The 21624-nt window shown below is 61.6% G+C and carries 14 protein-coding genes and 2 pseudogenes; 12 read left to right on the forward strand and 4 right to left on the reverse strand.

Annotated elements, in window-relative coordinates; all coding sequences use genetic code 11:
• Positions 1 to 2847 (forward strand): PAS domain-containing protein, encoded by a 2847-nt coding sequence (locus U9J33_RS23635; protein ID WP_324699374.1) that lies wholly within the window; start codon positions 1 to 3, stop codon positions 2845 to 2847.
• A 762-nt stretch (positions 2848 to 3609) separates the two neighbouring features.
• On the opposite strand, the gene U9J33_RS23640 is transcribed toward U9J33_RS23635, so the two are convergent.
• Complete coding sequence (locus U9J33_RS23640; RefSeq protein ID WP_324699375.1) at positions 3610 to 4515, reverse strand: LysR family transcriptional regulator; 906 nt, start codon at positions 4513 to 4515, stop codon at positions 3610 to 3612.
• An 85-nt stretch (positions 4516 to 4600) separates the two neighbouring features.
• Between U9J33_RS23640 and U9J33_RS23645 the strand changes: the two genes are divergently transcribed.
• The 3 genes from U9J33_RS23645 (at position 4601) to U9J33_RS23655 (ending at position 8041) form a co-directional block, all read left to right on the forward strand.
• Entirely contained in the window at positions 4601 to 5458 is an 858-nt protein-coding gene (locus U9J33_RS23645) for a sterol desaturase family protein (RefSeq protein ID WP_324699376.1), read from the forward strand.
• A 403-nt stretch (positions 5459 to 5861) separates the two neighbouring features.
• On the forward strand, positions 5862 to 6734 hold the full coding sequence (locus tag U9J33_RS23650) for an SGNH/GDSL hydrolase family protein (RefSeq protein WP_324699377.1): 873 nt from the start codon (positions 5862 to 5864) through the stop codon (positions 6732 to 6734).
• A gap of 138 nt (positions 6735 to 6872) precedes the next feature.
• A protein-coding gene (locus U9J33_RS23655; RefSeq protein WP_292637164.1) for an IS3 family transposase occupies positions 6873 to 8041 on the forward strand; the annotation gives its coding sequence in 2 pieces (ribosomal slippage) (positions 6873 to 7134 and positions 7134 to 8041; 1170 coding nt in all).
• Between the two features lie 453 nt (positions 8042 to 8494).
• On the opposite strand, the pseudogene U9J33_RS23660 reads toward U9J33_RS23655, so the two are convergent.
• Positions 8495 to 9261 (reverse strand): annotated as a pseudogene (locus U9J33_RS23660) (SDR family NAD(P)-dependent oxidoreductase).
• Positions 9262 to 9284: 23 nt separating this feature from the next.
• On the reverse strand, positions 9285 to 10133 hold the full coding sequence (locus U9J33_RS23665) for an SDR family NAD(P)-dependent oxidoreductase (protein WP_324699378.1): 849 nt from the start codon (positions 10131 to 10133) through the stop codon (positions 9285 to 9287).
• 235 nt (positions 10134 to 10368) lie between these two features.
• On the opposite strand from U9J33_RS23665, the gene U9J33_RS23670 reads away from it, so the two are divergent.
• Entirely contained in the window at positions 10369 to 11265 is an 897-nt protein-coding gene (locus U9J33_RS23670; RefSeq protein ID WP_324699379.1) for a LysR family transcriptional regulator, read from the forward strand.
• Between the two features lie 305 nt (positions 11266 to 11570).
• Here U9J33_RS23670 and U9J33_RS23675 read toward each other — a convergent pair whose 3' ends face one another.
• Positions 11571 to 12698, reverse strand: a complete 1128-nt coding sequence (locus tag U9J33_RS23675) for an IS5 family transposase (RefSeq protein WP_267225191.1) — start codon at positions 12696 to 12698, stop codon at positions 11571 to 11573.
• Between the two features lie 88 nt (positions 12699 to 12786).
• Between U9J33_RS23675 and U9J33_RS23680 the strand changes: the two genes are divergently transcribed.
• The 7 genes and pseudogenes from U9J33_RS23680 to U9J33_RS23710 all read left to right on the forward strand — a co-directional run bounded on the left by U9J33_RS23680 (position 12787) and on the right by U9J33_RS23710 (position 21155).
• Entirely contained in the window at positions 12787 to 13839 is a 1053-nt protein-coding gene (locus U9J33_RS23680; protein WP_324699983.1) for an aldo/keto reductase, read from the forward strand.
• A gap of 79 nt (positions 13840 to 13918) precedes the next feature.
• The gene (locus tag U9J33_RS23685) at positions 13919 to 15046 is read left to right on the forward strand and encodes an NADH-dependent flavin oxidoreductase (protein WP_324699380.1); all 1128 of its coding nucleotides are present in this window, start codon (positions 13919 to 13921) and stop codon (positions 15044 to 15046) included.
• Positions 15047 to 15073: 27 nt separating this feature from the next.
• Positions 15074 to 15577 (forward strand): (2Fe-2S)-binding protein, encoded by a 504-nt coding sequence (locus U9J33_RS23690; RefSeq protein ID WP_324699381.1) that lies wholly within the window; start codon positions 15074 to 15076, stop codon positions 15575 to 15577.
• Positions 15574 to 16566, forward strand: a complete 993-nt coding sequence (locus U9J33_RS23695; protein WP_324699382.1) for a xanthine dehydrogenase family protein subunit M — start codon at positions 15574 to 15576, stop codon at positions 16564 to 16566. The genes U9J33_RS23690 and U9J33_RS23695 overlap by 4 nt, the downstream gene beginning before the upstream one ends.
• On the forward strand, positions 16563 to 18953 hold the full coding sequence (locus tag U9J33_RS23700) for a xanthine dehydrogenase family protein molybdopterin-binding subunit (RefSeq protein WP_324699383.1): 2391 nt from the start codon (positions 16563 to 16565) through the stop codon (positions 18951 to 18953). Before U9J33_RS23695 ends, U9J33_RS23700 begins: the two co-directional genes overlap by 4 nt.
• A 109-nt stretch (positions 18954 to 19062) precedes the next feature.
• Entirely contained in the window at positions 19063 to 19836 is a 774-nt protein-coding gene (locus U9J33_RS23705; protein WP_324699384.1) for an SDR family oxidoreductase, read from the forward strand.
• A 189-nt stretch (positions 19837 to 20025) separates the two neighbouring features.
• A pseudogene (locus U9J33_RS23710) lies at positions 20026 to 21155 on the forward strand (IS3 family transposase).
• Positions 21156 to 21624: the final 469 nt, after the last annotated feature.

Below are 21624 nucleotides of genomic sequence, written 5' to 3' on the forward strand. Positions count from 1 at the left end.
ATGCACAAGCGGGTTCTGATCCTCGCTCCCCGCGGTCGGGACGCTGCCATCGCTGCCGAGCTCCTGGCACGACACGGCATCGACGCACAGATTTGCTCTGATCAGTCCCACCTCGTTGAAATGCTCGAACAAGGCGCGGGCACAATTCTGATCACGGAAGAGGCGTTGGCGACGTCGCCGCTTTCCGAACTCGCCTCGTGGGTTGCAGCACAGCCTGCATGGTCGGACGTACCCTTCGTGGTGCTGGCCAACGGATCACGCTCGCCGCGGTCGATATCCGCTACCGATCGCCTTGCAGAGCTCGGCAATGTCGTATTGCTGGAGCGTCCTCTTCATGCGGAGGCGATGCTCGGGGCGATACGCTCGTCCCTCAAGGCCCGAGACCGTCAATACCAGTTGCGCGACACAACCGCGCAGCTTCGGGAAAGCGAGGAAAGGCTCCGACTGGCGGTCGAGAACGCCGAGATCGGCTTTTGGGATGTGGATGTTGTCAACGACCGCTTGATCTGGCCGGCACGTACCAAGGCGATGTTTGGTATCTCACCGGACGTTCCGGTCACAATGGCCGACTTCTACAATGGCCTACATCCCGACGATCGCGAAGCGACGAGCTTGGCCTACGCTGCCGCCGCCGACCCGGCCACGCGTGCCTTGTATGACGTCGAATATCGCACGATCGGGAAGGAAGACGGCGTCGAGCGTTGGGTCGCTGCCAAAGGCCGTGGTGTGTTTGACGCAGCAGGCCGTTGTCTTCGCGTCGCAGGTAGCGTGCTGGAGATCACCGAGCGAAAGGCGGCCGAGATCCGGCGCGTGGCTCTGATCGACTTCGCTGAGGCACTGAAGGATGTACAGGAGCCGGCCGGCATCGCCAGTGCCGCCGCGCGCATCTTAGGTGAGACGCTGCGCGTTACGCGCGTCGGGTACGGCGCGATAGACCATTACGCCGAAACGCTGCACGTCGATCGTGACTGGACGGCACCTGGGGTCGAGAGCCTCGCCGGGATTACTCCGCTGAGGGATTATGGCTCCTTTATCGACAGCCTCAAACGCGGCGAGTTCACAGTAATAGCCGATGCTCGGTCTGATCCGCGGACTTCCGGCGCCGCCGCCGACGCGCTGGAAGCCAAGTCCACACGTTCCTTCGTGAACGCGCCTGTCTTGGAGCGCGGACGGCTCGCGGCGGTGTTCTTCGTCAACGACGGGAAAATGCGGAACTGGAGCGATGCCGACCTTGCGCTTATCCGCGAGTTCGCGGAGCGCACGCGCAGCGCCGTCGAGCGAGCCCGGGGCGAGCAGGCACTCCGTGATAGCGAGGCGCGCCTGCGCGAGCTAAACGAAACACTTGAGCTACAGGTCGAAGCGCGTGTGGCGGAGCGCGATCGACTGTGGAACCTGTCGCAGGATATGCTCGCCCGGGCCGACTATGGCGGCATGATGTCAGCGGTAAGTCCCGCTTGGACGCAAGTCCTGGGCTGGTCTGAGCGCGAATTGCTCTTAAACGGCTATGCCACTTTCATGCATCCGGACGATGCTCCACCCACACTGGCGGCAATCGAAAATATGCGGGGTACGGGGCAGCCTACACGTTTTGAAAACCGCATCAGCACACGCGATGGCGGGTGGAAGCCAATCGAGTGGACTGTGGCGCCCGAACCCGATGGTGTGAACTTTATCGCGATCGGCCGCGATCTCAGCCACGCAAAGGCGCGGGAGGCGGAGCTGGCCCGCGCCCAGGACGCGCTGCGCCAGAGCCAGAAGATGGAAGCGATGGGGCAGCTCACCGGTGGCGTTGCCCACGACTTCAACAATCTTCTGACGCCGATCGTCGGTTCTCTCGACATGCTTCAGCGCAGGGGGATAGGTAGCGAGCGTGAGCAGCGACTGATCGCTGGCGCGGCCCAATCAGCGGAACGCGCCCGGATACTTGTTCAGCGATTATTGGCGTTTGCACGGCGTCAGCCGCTCCAGGCCGTGTCTGTCGACGTGGCGGCGCTCGTCGCCGGAATGGGTGACTTGGTCGAGAGCACTACGGGGCCACAGATCAGGGTTGTCGTGGATGTCGCCGAAGACCTGCCACCGGCCCGAGCGGACCCGAACCAATTGGAAATGGCGCTTTTGAACCTTTCGGTGAACGCACGCGATGCGATGCCGGACGGGGGTACGCTGCGAATAACGGCGAGCACGGAGACTGTAGACGGCGACCATCGATCGCAGCTCTCTAGCGGAACCTATATTCGCCTTTCAGTCGCCGATACGGGTATGGGGATGGATGAGGCGACGCTCGCCCGCGCAATCGAGCCATTCTTCTCAACCAAGGGCATCGGCCAAGGCACTGGCCTCGGCCTGTCATCGGTGCACGGTCTGGCTTCCCAGCTGGGTGGAGCGCTGACAATTCAAAGCCAACCGGGAATGGGCACCACTGTCGAGCTATGGCTCCCCGTCAGCAACGAGGACGCAAATCTGCCGTCGAACGTAAGCCGGTTTGAAGAAGAAGGATCGGACCGCGGAGTAGCCCTCCTTGTCGATGACGAAGAGTTGGTGCGAATGAGCACCGCCGACATGCTCGCCGATCTCGGCTTCGCCGTGATCGAAGCGAGTTCTGCTGATGAGGCGGTGCGAATGCTGGAACGTGATCAGGCATTCGATGTCATCGTTACCGATCACCTCATGCCGGGCATGACGGGGACCGAGCTTGCCCGCCATGTGCAACGCATCCGCCCTGGACTTCCTGTTCTCTTAGTGTCCGGCTATGCCGAAACGGCCGGCGTCGATGCGGATCGCCCAAGGTTGACGAAGCCGTTTCGTAAAGATGAATTGGCCACGACGCTCCTGGCGTTGTTGCACTGAGCAGTTAGCTCCTCATAATACCTGCGTGCGGCGCTCAGGCTGACTCTCATTCATTGCCCGGCTGATTGTCCGTTCTTGCCGCTCTGTTCGGCCGCTTGTGATAAGAAGGCCGTAATCGGATCGGAGCCGAACGACCGCGCCTTGTCGACAATTGCCGCTTGAAGGGCAGTCGCTTACGGCAGCTGTGCCGACCTTCGCCGGAAAGCGGGCTGGCAGCAAGCGGCCAAGCTTTGTTGCGACGCGTATCGGCGGGGCAGGCGCAGTATGTTCGCTCCGGAGCAAACTTGCCATCCAGCCTTTCGCTCGCGAATGTCAGAAAAGTCCCAGGCCCTGTCCATCATTGTCGACCCTTTCCGGCCGTTCGGCGCCCAAATTTGGCACTCCACGTGCGGACTGTCCGCTAATCCGGCAAGTCGCGACCCTTTGTGGTCGCTCAGCAGCCAGTGTTTTGTTCCCAAGTGCGGACGGGCCGCTTTCCCATCCTGGACGCCCAATTCTGGCCGGTAGGCGACTGTCGCGTTTGGAGAAGCGCGAGTGAGATAGCTGCCGATGGGACGTGTCGGAAAACATCTCTGCACAGGGTTTCCGACACATTTTCAATCCGTCGGGGTTTTCCGTAAAGTCGCCTCCCCGCGAATGCCAAGAGGCGGCGTGCGTGACGTGTTTCTGGCGGAATTACGTGTCTCCTGTACGGAAAACATGTGTTTGGCGTCACGCCGCAGGGTTCAAGTCGGGGATCCAGCACCTGCTGCGGCAGAACATTCAGGAATTTGCGGTTGCTCCAAGCGTCCTTATTTCATGACGGAATACCTGCTCAAACAGCAATGCGCCGGGGGACTGCGAGCGTCGCTCCAAGGAGTACATGACCATCCGGAACTGCTGGCGCTTGGTATTGTCCTTCGCTTGCAGTTCGCAAAGCCGTCCAGATGCGACTTCATCCATGACAGCGTAGCGGGACGCTATCCAGATCGCGTCTGTCGACGCAGTCAGTGCGATCAAGGTGCCATAGTCCTCCACCAGATGGATGGTGTCGTTCGCCCAAATCGGGAGGTTTTGAGGCAATTGATGGCTTTCGCCGTAGTTGTTGGACAGCAGAACCGGAAATTTTACGTCCGTGTGTTTCTGCGCGAGAAGCGGATGGTTGGGCCGGACTAAAAGCGTGACGGGAAATGTTCCCAGCGTCACGGCGCGGACCGGAGGTGCTTCGGGCACCTGCCCTTCGGCACTCACGAAAAACTCGATCTCGCCTGCGAACAGCAGGGGCCACAACGCTTCGACATTGCGCACGATGACCTCGTTTGCGCGCTGCGGTGACGATCGCATCTGTTCGGTCAATGCCCGTGCCAGCAAAGCCTGCGCCGGAAGCGGCGCCATGCCGAAGCGGACCCGTCCGCCTTGGCCGGTCGCGGCGAGTCTGGTCTGGCGTTCGAACTCGTCGATATCCGCGATGATCGCGGTCGCCCGTTCGACGACCTGTTGTCCCTGAGCCGTAATGATGACGCCCGACCGGCCGCGATCGAACAGGCGTGTCCCAAGATGGGTTTCCAGAGCCTGGATCGCCTTGGTCAGCGCCGGCTGGGATATGCCGAGATCTTCTGCCGCGCGGGTGAAACTGCGCCGATCTGCCACGGCCAGCATGTTGCGAAGGGAGCGTAAGTCGAGAGCCATTCGCTGTGGTTATCATAATCGGTATTGTCATTCATTGGACAAATTGCAGCGCGAATGTGATTCCCGAGGTGAGAGGAGTTGCGCGATGGGAAGTCTAGGTGTCTGGATACTGGGGGTTACGGCGGTCATTCTGGTCGCAGAGTTGGTGGCGGGCCGCCATCGCGGAGTGTATTCCCGCAGCGATTGGTTCGTGAACGGCATTTGCATTTTTGTCGGAGCGGCTATCAGGCCGCTGGGTGCGGTGGCCGTGGCCTTCGTCATCGGATGGCTGGTGCCATCGGGTAAGGGCGCGCTGTCCGGAATGCCGTTCTGGCCCGCAGTCCTCGCCATCGTTCTCGTGGCGGAATTCGCCAATTACTGGGTTCATCGCCTGTCCCACCAGCTCAAGGGTTCGCGCCGCTTTGACTGGCTGTGGCGGATGCACCGCACCCATCACACCGCAAAATATGTCAATGTCCTGCTGAACTTCAGGATCAGCCTCTTCTGGTCACTCGTTGCCGGTCTGACCTGGGCATTTTCGCTTGCTCTTTACCTCGGCCTCGCCAAGCCCGCTGTCGTTGCCATTGCCCTGTTCTCGTTCTGGGGCATCTTCACGCACAGCGATTTCCGGTGGGACATCACCGTGCGGCAGCATCCGGTCTTTGGCCGCCTGTTTCGCGCGCTCGAACATGTCATCGTGTCGCCGGGCATGCATCACAGCCACCACGGCTATGGCAAGGATGGCGGCAACTATCGTAATTTCGGAATATTATTGTCCATCTACGACTGGATGTTCGGGACCCTGTATATTCCCGAAGGCCGCCCGTTCCGTTATGGTATTCCCGGTGCGACGCCGCACTGGGCGGACGATGCCTTCTCGCCCTTCAATGTTGGCTCGATGCTCGGCAGAAAAAAGGCAAGCGACGCGGGGAAAAGCCCCTCAACTGACACTGCAGCGGCATAATTAGCGTCAGGCACAGCTTGGGTGGAGGTGACTGGAACAGGTGTTTTCGGACGCCTGGGCGGGCTGACGGCACTTAGCGTATATCTGGGTCTGTTCTATGTGCCGACCCCAATAGCGGTCGTCGCTATCAAGCGGTCGACAATCAGGTGTTTTCCGGCATGGCCGGTTTCGGGAGTGTGTCTTCAGACACAATGCGACCGACATGGGCGCAAAGAGGGCTAGCTGCACACGCCCCATTGCGACTGCTCAGGTCAATGATGTGGGGCTCTATAGCAGCTATTCATGAAGTGCGGTCACTACCGCACTTCGGTCATTCGTAAATTCAAACTTCAAAGATGTAAGGCCGTTGGTAGTTCCTTCGTGAACCTTTGATTGGGTGCACGGCATCGAAAGGAATGCAAACTTGCGCGATTTGAAATGGGGTTTCGGCTGCCTGCTCACTTTATTGAGTATCGCCGCCTGTGCGACACCGCGTTCCACGCATGTCAGTCCGATCTCGCCGGCATCAATCTATGTGGCAATGGGGAGTTCTTATGCCGCTGGGCCTGGCATCACGACTTCAGCGGATCAGCCACAGAACCGGTGCGCGCGATCGACGGACAACTACGCGCATATCCTGGCTCGAAAGCTAAATTTACGGCTCATCGATGTAAGTTGTAGCGGTGCTACAACCGAACATGTCCTCGGGCGGTGGAAAGAACTGCCAGCTCAGATCGAAGCGCTGACTGTCGACACCAAGCTAGTCACGGCAACAATCGGTGGCAATGATGTCGGCTATTTCGGGATGCTGTGGTCTGCCTCCTGCACTACGGCTCCAGTGCCTGCCGCGTCGCGCAATTTCAAATGCCCCTCGCCTCCGGCAGGGGCTGATGCGTGGACGAAGGTCGAGGCCGGTATGCGACAGATCGCCGCCGAAGTTCATCGGCGGTCGCCTACCGCCCGACTGGTTTTCGTGGATTATCTGTCTGTCCTACCCGCAACGGGGACATGCGGTAATGCTCCCATGAGTCCGGATACGGCCCAGAGCATTAGGCTGGTCGCGCAAAGGCTCGCGCGGCTCACCAAGCGTGTGGCAGCAGAAACGCAGGCCGACGTTATCCAGGCATCGACATTGTCAGCCCACCACGATGCCTGCAGCCGCGATCCATGGATTACGGGTTTCCCGACGGAGAGATCGGCACCGGGTTTCGTGCCCTATCATCCCAATGAAAACGGCATGACCGCTATTGCTGACGCGTTGATGCAGCGGCTCGTCACCGTTCCTAGAACACCATAGTCGTTTTCGGGGAGCTCCAGCGCCGGACATATCGACTCTCCGCATCTGCATTTTCAAAATCGGGCATGCTGCAATTGATCTGCCCCCTTCTGAGTGGCCCAAAATCTGTTTTAGATTTGGCCACGAAGGAGGACTTGAATGGCGAGGAAGCACAAGCCGGAAGAGATCATCGGCAAGCTGCGTGAAGCGGAGATCGTGCTGGCGCAGGGCGGAACGGTGGCGGATGCGTGTCGCCGGATCGGCGTCACCGAGCAGAGCTACTACCGCTGGCGCAAGGAGTATGGCGGCCTGAAGATGGACCAGGCTCGGCGCATGAAAGAGCTTGAGAAGGAAAACGCCCGGTTGCGGCGGGCGGTGTCAGATCTGACGCTGGACAAGTTGATCCTACAGGAGGCCTCGCGGGGAAACTTCTGAGCCCCGCGCGCCGCAGGCGCTGTATCGATCATATCCGGGGCATGATGCCGGTGTCCGAGCGGCGGGTCTGCCGCGTGCTCGGGCAACATCGATCGACGCAGCGCAAAACGCCGCGTGGGGCGGATGACGAAGCAGCCCTGACCGAGGATATCATCGCGCTTGCCCGGCAGTATGGCCGCTATGGCTATCGCCGGGTGACGGCCTTGCTGCGCGATGCCGGTTGGCATGTGAACCGCAAACGGGTGGAGCGCATCTGGCGCCGTGAAGGGCTCAAGGTGCCGCAGAAGCAACCGAAGCGTGGAAGGCTCTGGCTCAACGACGGATCATGTATCCGCCTGCGACCGGAATATCCGGGCCATGTGTGGTCTTACGACTTCGTCGAGGGACGCACACATGATGGCCGCAAGTTCCGCATCCTGTCGATCATCGACGAGGCCAGCCGCGAGTGCCTCGCCTTACCCATCGCGCGACGGCTGCGCAGCGAGGACGTGCTGGCGGCTCTCGCCGAGTTGTTCGTCACACGGGGGCCGCCGGCGCACATACGGTCAGACAATGGCCCTGAATTTATCGCCAATGCCGTGCAGCAATGGCTGGCGAAGATCGGCGTGAAAACGCTCTACATTACACCCGGCAGCCCATGGGAAAATGGCTACTGTGAGTCCTTCAACGGCTCGATGCGTGATGAGCTCTTGAACGGGGAGATCTTCTACACCTTGGCCGAGGCGAAGATCCTGATCGAGGCCTGGCGGCGGCACTACAACACCGTCAGGCCTCATAGTTCGCTGGGGTATCGACCGCCGGCCCCGGAGACGGCGACGGCGCCATGGCTGCCCTCCGGTTCCGCTACGCTGCACCTACGGCCAGCCATGGCGCCGGAGGCAATCTTACACTAACAAACAACCCGGACCACTCGGTGGGGGCCGGTCACAATCCACCCATCCCGACTGCCAGCCGATCGGGTCGACAAGCGTAACCGGACCGACGGCTTCCTGGCACGCCAGATCGGCCCTCGAGTGGCTGACTAGGGCGCGTTGCTGCCAGTCCGTCGCCGACCCCTATCGGACGCTCAGCATCCAATTTTTGACCTCTAGGTGCTGACGGTCCGCTTTCCCGGCGGGTGTCGACCAACTTCAGCCGTTGCATCGCCACGACAAAAGAGTCAGCTCGCGCCGAAACCGGTCGTCCACCTTAGTATAGTGCGGCATGAGCAGCACCTCCCAGAATGTGAAACTGCGACGCTCATCGCTCCACGCTTGCGATCCTTAGTTTGCATGCCCGGGCTTCCGCGTTTTCTCGAAAGCGGGAGCCTTTTCCGGCAAAGCGCCGCAAGGCTGGCCGCGCTTAATTTAGGTCACCTGGTCGGTCGGCATGACCCACATTTCTGCGATCGACGCACGGCGCGGACGGGTCACCATGAACGCGATCCCATCCGCGATATCCTCGGCTTCAAGGCGCTCATGCTGTGCGTTGAACGGCTCCAGCATCTCGCTGAGCATGTGGTCATTATTATGCGAAATGAGCTCGGTCACGACCGCGCCGGGTTCCAGCACGCCAACACGGACATGGCGCCGTGTCACCTCCTGGCGGAGCGACTCGGTGAACCCATTCACCCCGAACTTGGTCAGGTTGTAGATCCCAAAAGTGCGGATGCCCGTCGTCCAGCGGTCGAACTGATGTTCACCACGTCGGCGACGTTTCGGGGCCCAGCCGCCGCCGCAGTCAGCAGATGCGGCAGAGCCGCATGCGTGATGTAGAGCAGGCCACGCACATTGACGTCCAGCATACGCTCCCATTCATCGACATCTGCGCCGACGATCGGGCCGATCAACATGAGGCCGGCATTGTTGATCAGGATGTCTATCCGACCGAAGCGGGCGATGACCGACTGAATGGCGGCTTCTGCCTGTGCCTGGTCAGCGATGTCGGAAGGAGCAGTGAGTGCTGTCCCTCCAGCCGCTTCAATCTCGGCGACAAGGGCGTCGAGCCGCTCTTTGCGGCGGGCCAGGAGCGCGACCGAGGCGCCTGCTTGCGCCAAGCGTCTTGCCGTGGCGGCGCCGATGCCGCTGCTTGCGCCGGTCACGACCGCAACGGTTCCCGTCAGTTTCGAAATCATGAGTGGGCCTTTCTCAGTAATGATTAGGCCGTTGCATCGAAGGACATCGACGCGGACAGGTCGCGGTGCGCATCAATCTGACCCTGAATGATATTCAGATTGGCCTCGACGGCAGCGATGGCATCTGAACCCGCCACGAAGCGCTGGGGCAACGCCCCGGAGTCCGACAGGGTTACCAGCGCCGCAGCGAGCTTCCCGGGATCACCGACCTGCTGGCCGTTCATGCCCTTCAACGCTTCGATCGTCTGCGCGGTGCGCTCGGCATAGTCCTCGATCGAAAGCTCGGGCCAGATTGTCGAGGCGCCCTCGACCAGCAGCTCGGTGCGGAAGAAGCCCGGCACGACGGACATGACGGCGATGCCGTATGCCTCGAGTTCTGGGCGCAATGAGTCGAGCCACCCTTCAAGCGCAAACTTCGATGCCGCGTAGGCTGACGTGAATGCTCCGCCGACCAGAGCGGCGGTGGAGGTGACAGTGATCAGCTGACCGCTACGCTGCTTGCGCAGAATCGGCAGGATGGCACGGGTTACGTTCAACGGGCCGAAGAAGTTGGTTTCCAACTGCGCCCGGAACTGCGCGTCGCTGATCTCCTCGAAAAAGCCCGCATAGAAGTTGCCGGCATTGTTGACGAGAACATCGATCCGGCCGAAGCGATCGACCCCGGCCTGGGCGGCTGCCGCTGCGGCCTTGGAATCGGTGATATCCAGCGCGACGGTCAGAAGATGGTCGTGCGCACCAACCGCTTGCCGCACCCGCTCTGCGTCGCGTCCTGTTGCGATGACGGAGTGCCCTGCCGCCAGCGCCTTCTGCGCGATATCGACGCCGAGTCCGCGGCTCGCACCGGTGATGAACCATACTTTCTCGTCAGCCATAGAATCTGCCTTCTCTTCTTGTGATGCCGCGCCGCGGCCTCGGTTTGTTGAGCAGCCGATCGAGACCGACACCCAGCCGCGTTGCCCGAAATCCAGCCCTCAGATCGCTGCCAGGCACTACCGCCGCTGCGCACAGGGGCTCACCATAATCCGGCGACAAGTCGATATTTTAATTCATCCGGGAATAGCTTATTAGATGACATTATCTGCATAGACCTAGAAATTGGGCTTCTGAATGCGCCGAGAGAACGTGAATGACTATCTGGCCTTTATCGCGGTCGCGCGTGCGCAGAGCTTTACCAAGGCTGCGGCTCAGTTGGGGGTCTCACAGTCGGCGCTGAGTTATACTGTGCGCACGCTGGAAACGCGTCTGGGACTGCGATTGCTCACGCGCACGACCCGAAGCGTTTCGGTCACCGAGGCTGGCGAACGTCTGCTCAACAGCATCGGCCCGCATTTTGACGAAATCGAAAGCGAGATCGCGGCGCTGAGCGGGATGCGCGACAAGCCGGCCGGCACGGTGCGCATCACCACCGTGGAGCACGCCGCCGAAACCATAATCTGGCCAAAGCTCGCGCCTTTACTCCTCGAATACCCGGACATAAACGTCGAGATCATCAGCGACTATGGTCTGAAAGACATCGTCGCAGACCGATATGACGCGGGCGTGCGGCTCGGTGAGCAGGTCGACAAGAACATGATCTCGGTCCCGATCGCCCGGGATTTTCGCTTCGCCGTCGTCGGCGCACCGTCCTACTTCGAAGGACGGCCACCGCCTCTCACGCCCCACGACCTGACAGAGCATAGCTGCTTGAAGCTCCGGCTACCTACCTATGGCAGTTACTACGCATGGGACCTTTACAAGGATGGGCGTGAGCTGAAGGTACGCATCGACGGACGGGCAGCGTTCAGCACCTTGGTTCTGATGCGCCAAGCCGCGCTCGAGGGGCTAGGGCTTGCCTATCTTCCCGAAGATCAGGTGGACGCGCTGATTCAGGAGGGCCGACTGGTCCGCGTCCTTGCCGACTGGTCGCCGCCACGGCCCGCCTATCATCTCTACTATCCGAGCCGCCGGCACCACTCCCCCGCTTTTGCGCTCGTGCTCGAAGTGCTTCGCTATCGCAGCTCCTGACCTCTGCACAATGCGGAATAACCCCGCGACACACTCCCATTAAGAAAACGCGCTTCTAAGGCTATGCAGAATGCGGTGGCTAATCACTTAATGCCGTGAGGTTTATCTTCATCCGGTGAAATGGTCTCGGGCGCGTCTGCGGTGAGGACCAAGCATCGGAGACTTAGCAGGCTGCGGAAAAAGGCGCCGCAGTGGTCACCGTCGATCTGCGTTCGAAGGAGGGGGACTGGTCTGTCGCTCGTTTCAGGGTGAAATTCGGAGATACCGACCACGTTGGCGCGGTCGTGGTGACGTGAGCGACACGATTAGGCCGCGGCCAGAAGTTTTGGCAGTCTGATGAGGTTGTAGGCGGCAGCGGTGAGCGTAAAGGACCATCCGACGCGGTCCTGGCCTCGATGGCGGGTCTTTCGCATGGTGCCGCAGGTCTTCGTCCATCCGAACACCTCCTCGATCCGCTTGCGGATTTTCTGGGAGAGGCCGTAGCCGGGATGGCGTGTCGTGCGCCTGTCGATGGCGGAGCGCCGGTTGGTGTTGTTCTGGGCTACGTGCGGGGTGACCTCCATCTCGCGCAGCGCCGCGACGAAGGCGGCGGTGTCGTAGTTCTTGTCCGCGCCCAGTGTAATCCGGTGGCGTCCTTCCATGCGGCCCAACATGGTCAGCGCGGCCTCGCGTTCGGCGGTGCCGGTGGCGTGGGTGAGGATCGCATCGACGACGAGGCCGTTGCGGTTCTCCATCAGGACATGGCCCATGTGGCACAGCTTCGCTGCCTGGCCGCGCGCCTTCTTGAATAGTCGGGCATCAGGATCTGTGGTCGATGCATGGGTTGCATTGCTGCGCTTCTCGCCGCGAAAATCGCGTTCGGCATTACGGTCGGTCGGCGCTGTTGCCTGCTCGCTGCGGCTGGAAGCCAACCCGGCGTCATCGTCATCTCCGGGGCCGCCTTCATCCTTGGGTCTGAAGCTTTTCGCGCTTGCCCACGCTTCGATCAACGTGCCGTCCACCGAGAAATGATCGTCCGAAAGAAGAGCCTGCACGCGTGGCTGGTTGATGATGGCCGACAGGAGCTTGGCGGCAACGTCCCCGGACAGCAGCCTCTCGCGGTTCTTGGTGAAGACCGTGACATCCCAGATCGGCGCATCCATCGCCAGGCCGACGAACCAGCGAAAGAGCAGGTTGTAGTCCATCTGCTCCATCAACTGGCGTTCCGAGCGGATCGAATAGAAGGCCTGCAGGAGCAAGGCCCGAAGAAGTTTCTCGGGTGGGATCGACGGCCTCCCGATACGAGAATACAGGCCGTCGAAGTCCGCGGACAGCACTTCGAGCGCTTCATCGACAATCGCCCGGATCGCGCGAAGAGCATGGTTCGCCGGCACCCGAGCCTCGCAACTCACGTACGAGAACAGCCCCTCGCTCCGTTCATCACCGCCGCGCATCCCGATCCCTTCAACATCCCTCGACGGGATCCTGGAATCAGCAATGCCACATCAAGGCAAGCGCCTTTTTCCGCAGCCTGTTAGACCCATGAAGTATCGCAAGCTCGGCAATTCGGGCCTGTCGGCCTCGAACCTGATCCTTGGCACCATGGGGTTCGGGACCGAGACCCCCGAGGACGAAGCCTTCGCTATTCTCGACGCCTTCCTCGAAGCAGGTGGCAACATGATCGACACGGCCGACGTCTATGGCGGCGGCGCGTCGGAAGAACTCCTCGGTCGCTGGCGGGCCGCACGCCCCGAGACCACGAGCCGCCTTGCCATCGCCACCAAGGCACGGTTTGGAACCGGCCCCGATGTGAACGATGTCGGCACGTCTCGCCCCCACCTTCATCGCGCGCTGAACGCGTCGCTCAAGCGCCTCGGGGTCGAGGCGATCGATTTGTATCAGATGCACGGCTGGGATCCGCTGACTCCGATCGAGGAGACGCTTGCCTTCCTCGACGCAGCCGCGCGTGCCGGCAAGATCCACTATGTCGGATTGTCCAATTTCACCGGCTGGCAACTCCAGCTTGCGCTCTCGACGGCTAAGGCGATGGGTCTTCAGGTGCCGATCACGCTGCAGCAGCAGTACAGCCTGGTGTGCCGCGAGATCGAGTATGAGGTCATCCCCGCCGCGCTGCATAACGGCATCGGATTGCTGCCTTGGTCGCCGCTGGCAGGCGGGTTCCTGAGCGGCAAATATGATCGCGCGCACGGCGTGGACAAGGACGGTACGCGCTACGGCAACGGCAACCCGATGCTCGGGCATATCGGCAAGGAGCACGCCGCGTCCGAACGCAATTGGGCAACCGTCGATGCGTTGCGGCAGATCGCCGACGAGATCGGCGCTACGCCCAGCCAGGTCGCGCTGAGCTGGGTCAACAACCGGCCGTCTGTGACGGCGCCCATCATTGGCGCCCGCACTATGGGGCAGCTGGAGGATAACCTTGTCGCTGCGAACCTTCAGATCGACGCCGATGCGATTTCGAAGTTGGACAGCGTCAGCGCCCCGACACCGGAAGACTATCCCTATGGTCGCTTCGGCACGCTCCAGCGCGAACGATACATCGACTCCAGCGAACAAGCTCTGCGCGAACTCTGATCACGCCGCTTTAGCATCACTCGACAGAACCCGGAGGGCGGCAGCTGCCCTCCTTTGATCACATGACGGACCTTCGAATATGAAACCAATGAACCTTCTTGAACCTGTCTCGCTGGGTCACGGCATCCTCCTGCGAAACCGCGTCGCGATGGCCCCGATGACCACTTGGGCTGGCAATGACGACGGCACTGTGTCCGGCGAAGAAGAGGCCTATTACAGGCTGCGCGTGAAGGACGTGGGCCTGGTCATCACCGGTTGCACCCATGTCCAGGAAAACGGCATCGGGTTCACGCATGAATTTGCGGCTTACGACGACAAGTTCATTCCAAGCCTGAAGCGGTTGGCGACGGCGGCCAAGAGTGGTGGCGCCCCGGCCATCCTTCAGATGTTCCATGCCGGCGTAAAGACATCGCCGGATCTCGTATCCGACATCGTCGCCGCGAGCGCGGTTGCCGGCGACGCGGGGCCATCGGCGCCCGCGGTGATACCGCGTGCGCTCGCCAACGCTGAGGTCGAGGAGGTCGTCCACGCCTTTGGCGAAGCGACCCGCCGCGCCATCGAAGCGGGTTTCGATGGCGTCGAGCTGCATGGCGCACACGGCTTCCTGCTTCAGAATTTCTTCTCGCCACATTTCAACCAGCGTGATGATCGGTGGGGTGGCTCGCTGGAAAATCGGATGCGCTTCCCGCTCGCCGTCGTGGCGGCGGTTCGCAAGGCGATCGCCGATCATGCAACGCGCCCGTTTGTGCTGGGTTATCGGATCACCGTTGATGAACCCCATGACGATGGCCTGCGTATCGCGGACTCGCTCAATCTGGTCGATCGCCTGATCGCCGCCGGGATCGACTATCTCCATATGTCGCTCGCCGATGCGCTTGAGGCACGGCCGGTCGACGCGCCGGACGGCCTGACGATCACCGAGATCGTGCGAGACTATCTGAATGGCCGTATCCCGCTCATTGCAGCAGGCCAGATTCGGACACCCGAGCAAGCGAGCCAGGCGATCGCGGCAGGCCTGTCGCTCGTCGCCGTCGGTCAGGGGCTGGTGATGAATCCAGATTGGGTCCGCCACGCGCGCGGCGATGTGCCGGGACCGGTCGCGCTTGACGTCGGCGCTGCGGACGTGCCGCGTCTCGCAATACCAGCCAAATTGTGGACCGTCATCGAGGCCATGACCGGCTGGTTCAATGTGCGGCAGGCTGCCTGATCCGTTTGCGAAAAACAGGAGCACCCCATGGCGAACGGCTCAACAGCGCTGGAGATCAATGGCAGGCGTCATGATCTCCAGCTCGACATACGCACGACGCTGCTCGACGCGCTGCGCGAGCATGCCGATCTGTGCGGAACAAAGAAGGGCTGCGATCAGGGCCAGTGCGGCGCCTGCACGGTTCATGTCGATGGCGAGCGGGTGCTGAGCTGCCTGACCCTGGCGGCACAGGTCGAGGGGCGCCGGATCACGACGATCGAGGGATTGCGGCCGGCCGACGGAACGCTGCATGCGGTTCAAACCGCCTTCATCGAACACGACGCGTTCCAGTGCGGATACTGCACCCCGGGCCAGATCATGTCCGCTGTCGCTTGCATCCGCGAAGGCCATGCCGACAGCGATGACGAGATACGCGAATATATGAGCGGCAATATCTGCCGCTGCGGCGCCTATCCGCACATCGTCGCGGCCGTTCGCGATGCTGCTAGTCGCCTCAAGCCCAACCCGCCCGAGCATGGAGCGACACGATGAGGACCTTCGATTATATTCGCGCCGACGATGCGGCGACGGCAGTCGTCGAAGCGCGCAAGCCCGAGACGAGATTTCTGGCAGGCGGAACCACGCTGCTCGACCTCATGAAACTCAATGTCGAGCGCCCGGCGCGCCTGGTCGACCTTACGCGCCTTTCCGGCCTCGATTCGATCGACGTGTCGGCCGACGTTATCCGGATCGGGGCGCTCGCCAGGATGAGCAAGGTCGCGGACCACGCCGACGTCAAGGACGTGGCGCCGGTTGTCTCGGAAAGCCTGTGGCGGGCGGCCTCGGCGCAGCTCCGCAACATGGCGTCGATCGGCGGCAACCTGATGCAGCGCACCCGATGTACCTATTTCCGCGACCCCGGCGCTTATGCCAACTGTAACAAGAGCAATCCCGGCTCCGGATGCGCGGCGATCGGAGGGGTCAACCGCAATCACGCGGTGCTCGGCACCAGCAGCGCCTGCATCGCCATCTATCCGGGAGACTTTGCAGTCGCGCTTACGGCATTCGATGCCAAGGTCATTGTCCGGGGCTCATCTGAGCGGTCCATTCCGGTCAACGATTTCTTCCTCGTCCCGGGGAAAACGCCACACATCGAAAACAGACTTTCGCCTGGCGAGATGATTGTCGGCGTCGAGATACCACGCGTCGCGGCATTGAAGCGCTCGCACTATCTCAAGGTCCGCGATCGGGCGTCCTACGAGTTCGCAGCCGCCAGCGCCGCCGTCGGCCTCGAGCTCGAGGCCGACGGCAGGACCATTCGCGATGTCCGCATCGCCTTGGGCGGCGTCGCTACCAAGCCGTGGCGCCTGCACGCTGTCGAAGCGACGCTTAAGGGCAAGACGCTCAATGAGGCAACGCTGCGCGCTGCCGCCGCTGCCGCCGTCGAGGGCGCGACGTCGAGCGGCCATAACGCCTTCAAGATCGAGCTGACGCCCAAGGTCGTGGCACGTGCCCTGATGACGGTGGGAGATATCGCATGAGCAAGGATACCGATCTCGATATCGGTCTGGACCGCCGCACCATCATGAAGTTGGGCGCCGGCGCCGCCGCCGTCGCCACCACCGGGCTTGCCTTTACAGGCGAGCCGGCGCTTGCCAATGAGCCCGCCCCCACTGCGCGCCCTTCGCTGGGAGCGCCGCTGTCGCGTGCCGAGGGACCTCTCAAGGTCGCCGGTCAGGCGCGCTATGCGATCGAGCAGAAGCTTGAGAACATGGCGTACGGCGTCACCGTGCAATCGACACGCGCGGCGGGACGGATCATCAGCATCGATACCTCGGCAGCCAAGGCGCTGCCCGGCGTCATCGACGTCTATACCCATCAGAATTCGCTGAAGATCAATAAGCCGACCTTCTACGGCGCGGGCGGCGGCGCAACCGAGGTGTTCACGCCGATTCAGGATGACATCGTCCGTTTCAACGGCATGCACATCGCGCTCGTCGTTGCCGAGACCTTCGAGCAGGCGACCGAAGCGGCCAGCCTGCTCAAGGTCGTGTATGAGGATGCGAGCCCCATCCTCGATCTGGACGATCCCAAGGCCAAGCCGCAGCCGATCGATGCGATGGCCACCGCATGGGGCGACGCTCCGGCCGCGCTCGCCAGCGCCGAGGTCAAGTTGAATGCGACCTACACGACCGCACGCGAATACAACGTGCCTCTGGAACCCCATGCCTGCATCGCGTCATGGGCGGACGGCAAGATCACGGTCTGGGAACCCAGCCAATGGGTCGGCGGTGCGCGCGGCGTCGTGGCAGAATGGCTCGGCATCCCGATCGACAATGTGCGGGTGATATCGCCCTATGTTGGCGGTGGCTTCGGGTCGAAGATCGGCGCGCATCCCCATGTCGGGCTGGCCTGCGTGACGTCCCGCGAGCTGGGGCGGCCGATCAAGGTCTCGCTCACCCGTCCGCAGACGTTCACCGGCCTCGGTGGCCGCCCTGCGACCAGGCAAAATCTATCGATCGGCGCGACGAAGGACGGAAAAATCCTCTCCATTGTCCATGAGAGTTGGAACGAGACCGCGATCGACGAGACCCATGTCGAGGCGTGCAACAATGTGACGAAGATCATGTATGCCACGCCTAATCTGACGTCGCGGCTCAATGTCGTGCCTGTCAATGCGGTCATGCCCGGTTGGAAACGCGGCCCCGGTGAGAACCCCAGCGCCTGGGCGCTCGAAAGCGCCATGGACGAATTGGCCTATGCCCTCAAGATGGACCCGCTCACGCTGCGCCTCGCCAACTGGGCTGACGTGGATCCGAGCAACCAGATGCCCTGGTCGACCCGGCAGCTGCGCGAAGCCTATGCGGCCGGCGCGGAAGCGATCGGCTGGTGGAAGCGCAATCCCGAACCCCGCTCGATGCGGGAAGGCCGGCAACTGATCGGCTATGGCATGGCCGCAGGGGCCTATCCGATGATCCGCACCGCCAGCGAAGCGAAAATCGTCCTGCATGCCAGTGGGCAGATTGAGGTTCTCAGCGCCGGCACCGATATCGGCACGGGCACCTATACTATCCTCGCCCAGACCGCGGCCGATGCGCTGGAGGTTTCGGTGGGCTCCGTGATGGTTCGCCTCGGTGATACGATTCTCCCCCGATCAGCGCTCGCCGGGGGCTCGCAGCAGGCCAACAACCTGGCCGGCGCGGTCGCCCGGGCGGCGAAGAACGCGCGCGACACCTTGCTATCGCTTGCGGCGACCGATCCCAAGTCGCCATTGGCGGGCGCCAAGATATCAAGCCTGACTTTCGAGAAGGGCGTCATCCGGCCGGCGCGGCGAACGCGCGGAGGGATTAGTTTCGCCGACCTGCTGAAGGCTGTCGGTCAAACCAGATTGGAAGTGGAAGGCAACACCTTCGCCGCGGGCGCCACCGAAGACATGAAGAACGGCGCCGACCGCAGTTTCGCGCAGTTGAAAGGCGCCACCGAAGGCGGGCTTTCCGCGCACAGCTGGTGCGCGCATTTCGTCGAAGTCCGCGTCGATGAGGACTTCGGCACGATCCGCGTCAAGCGCATGGTGTCCGCCTTCGACAGCGGCCGGATCTTCAATCCCAAGCTGGCCGAAAGCCAGTGGATCGGCGGCATGATCATGGGCCTTGGGCAGACGTTGCTCGAAGAGGGCTATGTCGACCAGCGCGACGGCCGCACGGTAAACGCCAACTTTGCCGATTATGCCGTGCCCGTGAATGCCGATGTTCCGGACGTTCAGGTCATCTCCGTCGGTATTCCGGACATGAGAGCCACGGCACTGGGCGGCAAGGGCGTCGGCGAAATCGGGGTCGTGGGGATCGCGCCTGCGATCGGCAACGCCGTCTTCCATGCGACGGGTAAACGCATTCGAAGTCTGCCGATCACACTCGAGAAGCTGGCCTAATTTATCGCAAGGCCTTGCATTCTCTCAATCGCCAGGGCCGCGCAAGCCTGACGCTGAAAGCACGATCGGGCAAGGATTTCAGTCCATTCTACAGGAGCACCTCAGACAAATGACCGGAAATCCATCCTACGACTTTTCCGGACAGGTCGCCTTGGTCACCGTCGCTAGCGCCGGCATCGGCTTCGCCACCGCCAAGGCTTTTGCCGAAAACGGCGCGTCGGTGATTCTGGCAGACATCGATATGAACGGCATTGTCGAGGCTGCAACGAAACTCTCTACGGCTGGTCATTCTGCCATCGGGCTGCCTTGCGATGTCACAGACGATGCGCAGGTGGCTGCCCTCATTGCTAAGGTCGTCGAGACCTACGGCAGGCTCGACATGGCATTCAACAACGCCGGGATCGCCGGCCCTTCGGGCATATTCACTGAAGAGACGGTCGAGGGCTTCGATGCGGTAAACAGCGTCAATCTTCGCGGCGTTTGGTCGTGCATGAAATACGAAGTGAGTCAGATGGAAAAGCAGCGTGGCGGTGCGATCGTCAACTGCTCGTCCCTGGGCGGCCTGGTCGGGCTACCGGGTCGCGCCGCCTATCATGGTACGAAGCACGCGGTGCTCGGTCTAACGAAGAGCGTGGGCGTTGAGTATGCGTCCCGAGGTATCCGGGTGAACGCGGTGTGCCCCGGCGTCGTCGAAACGCCGATGCTTGGAGACCTCGTCGCACGGTCTGCTGAAGCGATGGAGCAGATCCAGCGCGACCAGCCCATCGGCCGTCTCGGTCAACCCGAAGAGATCGCAGCTGCCGTTCTTTGGTTGTGCAGTCCCGCCGCGAGCTTCGTCGCTGGAGCATATCTCTCCGTTGACGGCGGCTTTGTCGCCCACTGAACCGTGCATCTATCCGGATCGAACGCCGGCAGCACTTCCATTCCCCGGACCCGCGAATGGCAGAAGGTCCGATTATCAAGGAAGAGAGAGAAGACATGAAGATAGAGGTGGCCTGGGGAATCTGCGCACTGAGATAATTGGATTTTCTGCCTGAGAGCAGCCAGGAAGGCTGCGAGACAGGAGCAGAGAATGAGCAGACGACCCCGGCGCAACCACAGCCCGGCATTCAAGGCGAAGGTAGCACTTGCCGCGATCAAGGGCGAGAAGACGCTTGCAGAGCTGGCGCAGGACTATGACTTGCATCCCAACCAGATCACGACGTGGCGCGCGCAGTTGCTCGAAGGAGCCGCCGGCGTATTCGGGTCGGAGAAGTCCTCGGACGAGCCCGCCGTCGACGTGAAGACGCTGCATGCCAAGATAGGCGAGTGACGTTGGCGAATGATTTTTTGGAAGGCGCGCTCGGCAAGGCAGGACTGTTGCCGAGCGCAACGCGATGATTGACCGAACGCACACCTTACCGGTGAAGCGTCAGGCGAAGGAACTGGGGATCAGCCGGGGCAGTGTCTATTATCTGCCCCGGCCGGTTTCGTCGGAGAATCTCGCGATCATGCGGCGCATCGACGCGTTGCCCCTGGAGTTTCCGTTCGCGGGAAGCCGAATGCTACGTGATTTCCTGCGCCAGGAGGGTATCGAGATTGGCCGCTGCCATGTCGCGAGCCTGATGAAGAAGATGGCGATCGAGGCGGTCTATCGACGTCCCAGCACCTCGAAGCCGGCGCCAGGGCACAAGATCTACCCCTATCTCCTGCGCAAGCTTCCGATCGTGAGGCCCTCAAGTCTGGGCGACAGACATCAGTTACATCCCCATGGCGCGGGGCTTCGTTTATCTCGTAGCTATCGTCGACTGGTTCAGCCGCAAGGTTCTGAGCCATCGGATTTCGATCACGCTGGAGGCCGACTTCTGCGTGGAAGCGCTCGAGGAAGCCCTGGCGCGCTATGGCAAGCCGGAGATTTTCAATACAGATCAGGGGAGCCAATTCACGAGCCAGGCCTTCACCGGCGTGCTCCGGCGCGAGGGTATCGCGATTAGCATGGACGGCCGCGGCGCCTGGCGCGACAATGTCGTGGTCGAGCGGCTGTGGCGCTCGGTGAAGTGCGAAGAAGTCTACCTGCACGCCTACGCTTCGGTCAGCGAAGCGCGCAACGCGATCGGCCGATATCTGGGCTTCTATAACGCCCGGAGACCTCACTCGAGCCTCGGTGGGCGTCCGCCCGATCAAACCTACATTGACAATCTGCCACAGGCCGTGGCAGCGTGAATTGGCCGCGACTTGCGGGGCGTCACTCCGGCCGGGCTACGCCCGACCTCCATGACGCCCCGCAGGCGGCAGCTTGAACAACCAACCCGCAGACGATCCACTTATCAAACGTCAAAGGCTGTTCAGACGAGCCGGGCCACTTCTCTCCCTGTTATTGCACGGATCTGATCTATCAGGAGATGGGGCCTGCACTAGCGTCCACCGAACGACACAGGATTGCAAAACGCCGCGATATAGCGACATTGGCTATTGCGGAACGAATGGGCCATGAAACGATCAATCCTGGCGCGGAAGTTTTGGTGCGGCTGAATCATGCCCTGTTTCGATGAGCTAGTTCGCAGCATCTGCCCGCTGAAATTGACCGTCCGATCTGTGTTCTACAGCGCGATGTTTCGGAACGAGATCACGCGTAGAATTCAAAGTGAAAGATATCTCGCCATCGATCTCTACAGTCGCGACCAGGTCGAGA

The organism is Novosphingobium sp. RL4 (assembly GCF_035658495.1).
Taxonomy (GTDB): domain Bacteria; phylum Pseudomonadota; class Alphaproteobacteria; order Sphingomonadales; family Sphingomonadaceae; genus Novosphingobium.